1 protein-coding gene is annotated in these 4487 nt (G+C 65.1%); it reads left to right on the plus strand.

Annotation, left to right across the window (positions count from 1 at the left end):
- On the plus strand, positions 1–4487 hold a 4487-nt coding region (locus tag AB4Z42_RS28265; protein WP_442012557.1), incomplete at both ends, for a condensation domain-containing protein.

Below are 4487 nucleotides of genomic sequence, written 5' to 3' on the forward strand. Positions count from 1 at the left end.
ACCCGGGCGTTGCCCACACCGGAGTACACCGCCAGTGCCTACCGGGCTCCCAGCACCCGCACTGAGGAGATCCTCGCCGGGATCTACGCCGACGTGCTCGGTATCGAACGGGTCGGCATCGACGACTCCTTCTTCGAACTCGGCGGAGACAGCATTTTGTCGATGCAGGTGGTGGCTCGCGCCCGCGCGGCAGGCCTGACTTGTCGGCCGCGCGATATCTTCATAGAGCAGACGGTGGCCGGGCTGGCTCGGGTTGTTGGTGTGAGCGACGGCGAAACCGGTTCTGTCGATGAGGGTGTGGGGCCCGTCGTCGCGACGCCGATCATGCGTTGGCTGCACAGCATTGAAGGGCCGATCGGCGAGTTCAACCAGGCGTTGGTGGTGCAGGCTCCGGCCGGTGTGGCCCAGGCCGACGTGTTGGTGGTGCTGCAGGCGCTGTTGGATCGACACGCCATGTTGCGGCTGTGCATCGATGATGACGGCGCTGGGGGATGGGCGTTGTCGGTGCCGGAAGCGGAGGCGGTGGACGCGCGCGGATGCGTGCACGTCGTGGACGAATTGTCGGATCAGGTCTTGACGGCGGCGCGTTCACGATTGAACCCGGGTGCAGGTTCGATGCTCAGCGCGCTGTGGGTGCCTGACACCAGACAGTTGGCGTTGATCATTCACCACCTGGCCGTCGACGCGGTGTCGTGGCGAATCCTGGTGGAAGACATCAACATCGCATGGGCCCAGCACCATAACGGGCAGACGATGGAGCTCCCTGCGGGAGGAACCTCGTTCCAGCGTTGGGCGGCGTTGCTGGATGCGCATGCGCGTAGCCCGGGCGTCGTCGAGCTGACCGACGCGTGGCGGCGGGTGTCGCAGGTGCCTGCGGTGTTGCGACCGGTGCAGCCAGAGGTCGATGTTCATGACAGCGCGGGCCACTTCTCGGTGCCCCTGGATGTCGAAACCACGCGGATGCTGCTGGGTGAGGTGCCTTCGGCGTTTCATGCCGGGGTGCAAGACATTTTGTTGATCGCGTTCGGACTGGCCTTCACAGAATTCTTGAGCATCAAGGGGCCGATCGGCATTGATGTTGAAGGCCATGGACGCCACGAGGAGCTGGCACCCGATGTCGACCTGTCGCGTACGGTGGGCTGGTTTACCGCCAAGTACCCGGTGGCGTTGAGGGTCGCTGGACTGGACTGGTCGCATGTGGTGGCCGGCGAGGCCCCGTTGGGCGAACTGCTCAAGGACGCCAAAGAACAGCTGCGCGCCCAGCCAGATCCGTTGACCTACGGCCTGTTGCGCTATCTGAATCCGGTGCTGGACGTCGATGCGCGAGATCCGTCGATCGGGTTCAACTATCTCGGTCGGCTGGGTGCTGGGGCGACCCAGCTCTCCGACGACATGTGGCGGATCAGCCCGGAGGGCTTGGAGTGGGCCAGCGCCATCGCGGCGATACCTATGCCGCTCGGGCACACGGTGGAAGTCAATGCCAGCGCCGTCGACACGGACGCCGGTCCGCGGCTTTACGCCGAATGGACATGGGCTCCTTCGATACTCAACCGCGAGCAGATCGATCGGTTGAATCGGTTGTGGTTCGAGGCGTTGGCCGGCATCTGTGCGCATGTGCGCGTCGGCGGTGGGGGGCTCACGCCGTCCGATCTGGTTCCCGCGCGACTCAGCCAGAGGCAGATCGATGAGCTGACGGCCCAATACGATATCGCCGACGTGTTGCCGTTGACGCCTGTGCAGCAGGGGCTGCTCTTTCACGCGGGCATCGGGCAGACCAGTGGCGGCGATGCGTACGCGGTGCAGCTGAGTTTCACCGTGACCGGTCCGCTTGACCCGCACCGGCTGCGCTCGGCGGTGCAGGCCGTCGTCAACCGCCATCCGAATCTGGCGGCTCGATTCTTCCCCGAGTTCGGTGAGCCCGTGCAGATCATTCCCGCTGATCCTGTGGTGCCGTGGCGTTACGTCGAGCTGGATTCCGAAGGCGTGGATGTCGAGGAGCAAGTCCACGAAGTGTGCGCCGCCGAACGGGACGCGGTGTGTGATCTGACTCAGTCACCGGCTTTTCGGGCGGCGCTCGTCCGCATCGCACACGACCGGTACCGGTTTGTGCTCACCAATCACCACATTGTGATGGATGGCTGGTCGACTCCGATCCTGTTGAGCGAGATATTCGCAAGCTACTACGGGCAACGGCTACCCGCGGCGGTGCCGTACCGCAGATTCGTTGGGTGGCTGGCCGATCGAGACGTTGAGGGTGCCCGTGTGGCATGGCGTCAGAGGTTGGCCGGGTTCGACACCCCCACCTTGGTCGTCCCAGCGGGTTGGGTGGAGATCGGGCGGCGCGGCGTCGCGCAAGCTCGGGTGCCTGAGTACACAACCCGAGCAGCCGGCGAGCTGGCGCGCTCCTGCCACACCACGGTCAGCACCGTGCTCCACGCTGCGTGGGCGGCCCTGCTGATGAGGTTGACCGGCCAGCGCGACGTCGCCTTCGGCACAGTGACTTCGGGGCGTCCCGCGGACGTGGCCGGCGCGGACTCGATGGTCGGCCTACTGATCAACACCATTCCGGTGCGCGCAACCATCACAGCCACAACCACTTTCACCGAGCTGCTGGGCCAGCTGCAAGAGGCGCACAACGCCGTACTCGAACACGACCATCTGGCGCTACCGGAGATCCACCGCATCACCGGTCAGAATCGATTGTTCGACACCCTCTTTGTCTACGAGAACTATCCGGTCGACACCACCAAGTTCGCCGGCGACCATGAGCTGGCGGCGACAGAGTTCACCGCGCGGGAATCCAACCATTATCCGCTTTCGGTGCAGGCTCAGCCGGGCGAGGAACTAGGCCTTCGCGTCGAATACGACACCGATGTGTTTGATGCTGCCAGTGTCGAGACGCTGCTTCGGCGTCTGGAGCGGGTATTGGTGGGGATGACCGCTGATCCGTCCCGGCGGGTGTCGTCGATCGATGTGCTCGATGACGCTGACCACATCCATCTCGATCGGGTCGGTAACCGGGCAGTATTGAGCGCCCAGGCAACGGTGTCGGTGTCGGTTCCGGCGTTGTTTGCCATCCAGGTCGAGGCGGGGCACGGGGCGGTGGCGGTCCGCTTCCAGGGCAACTCGGTGACGTACCGCGAGCTGGATGAGGCGTCGAATCAGTTGGCGCACCTGCTGGTTGGTTGCGGCATCGGTCCGGGTGACTGTGTGGGGTTGTTGTTGCCGCGTTCAGCTGAGGCAATCGTCGCGATTCTGGCGGTGCTGAAGTCGGGTGCGGCGTATCTGCCGATAGACCCGGCGCTGCCCGACGCGCGGATCGGGTTCATGTTGACCGATGCCGCGCCGATTGCCGTGATCACGACCGCGGGTCTTCGGTCGCGCGTGGACGCGAGAGCGGTGTTGGTCGTCGATATCGACGACCCCGCTGTAGGCGCCCAGCCTGTCAGTGCTTTGCCGGGGCCGGCGCCGGATGATGTCGCGTACCTCATGTACACCTCGGGTACAACTGGGACGCCCAAGGGTGTGGCGATTACGCATCGCAATGTGGCGCATTTGGTGGAGTCGGCGCCCGAAGGTCTTCCTGTGGTCGGCGAGCGGGTGAATGTGTTGACGCAGACACCGACGGCGGTGGCCGCGTTGGACCCGCAGGGTTTGGAGTCGGTGGCGCTGTTGGTGGGTGGTGAGGCGTGTCCGTCTGAGGTGGTGGGTCGGTGGGCGCCGGGTCGGGTGATGGTCAATGCCTACGGTCCGACCGAGGCCACGGTGTATGTGTCGATGAGTGCGCCGTTGGCGCCGGGTTCGGGGACTCCGTCGATCGGTGCGCCGGTGTCGACGGCGGCGTTGTTCGTACTGGATCAGTGGTTGCAGCCGGTGCCTGCGGGTGTGGTGGGGGAGTTGTATGTGGCCGGYGCCGGGGTGGGTGTCGGTTATGTGGGTCGTGCGGGGTTGACGGGGTCGCGGTTTGTGGCGTGTCCGTTCGTGGGGTCGGGGGGCCGGGGAACACGGATGTATCGCACGGGGGATCTGGTGCGGTGGCGCCCGGATGGTCAGTTGGATTATCTGGGTCGTGCTGATGAGCAGGTCAAGGTTCGTGGGTATCGCATCGAACTGGGCGAGATCCAGTCGGCTCTTGGTGATGTGGAGGGTGTGGAGCAGGCGGTGGTGATCGCCCGCGAGGACCGTCCCGGTGATAAGCGCCTGGTGGGGTATGTCACCGGCACGGCCCGTGCGGTCGCGATTCGTGGCGCGCTGGCCGAGCGGTTACCGGCGTATATGGTGCCCGCTGCGGTGGTGGTGCTCGACGCGTTGCCGTTGACGGTCAACGGGAAACTCGACACCCGGGCGTTGCCCACACCGGAGTACACCGCCAGTGCCTACCGGGCTCCCAGCACCCGCACTGAGGAGATCCTCGCCGGGATCTACGCCGACGTGCTCGGTATCGAACGGGTCGGCATCGACGACTCCTTCTTCGAACTCGGCGGAGA

The organism is Mycobacterium sp. 2YAF39 (assembly GCF_052114565.1).
GTDB lineage: Bacteria > Actinomycetota > Actinomycetes > Mycobacteriales > Mycobacteriaceae > Mycobacterium.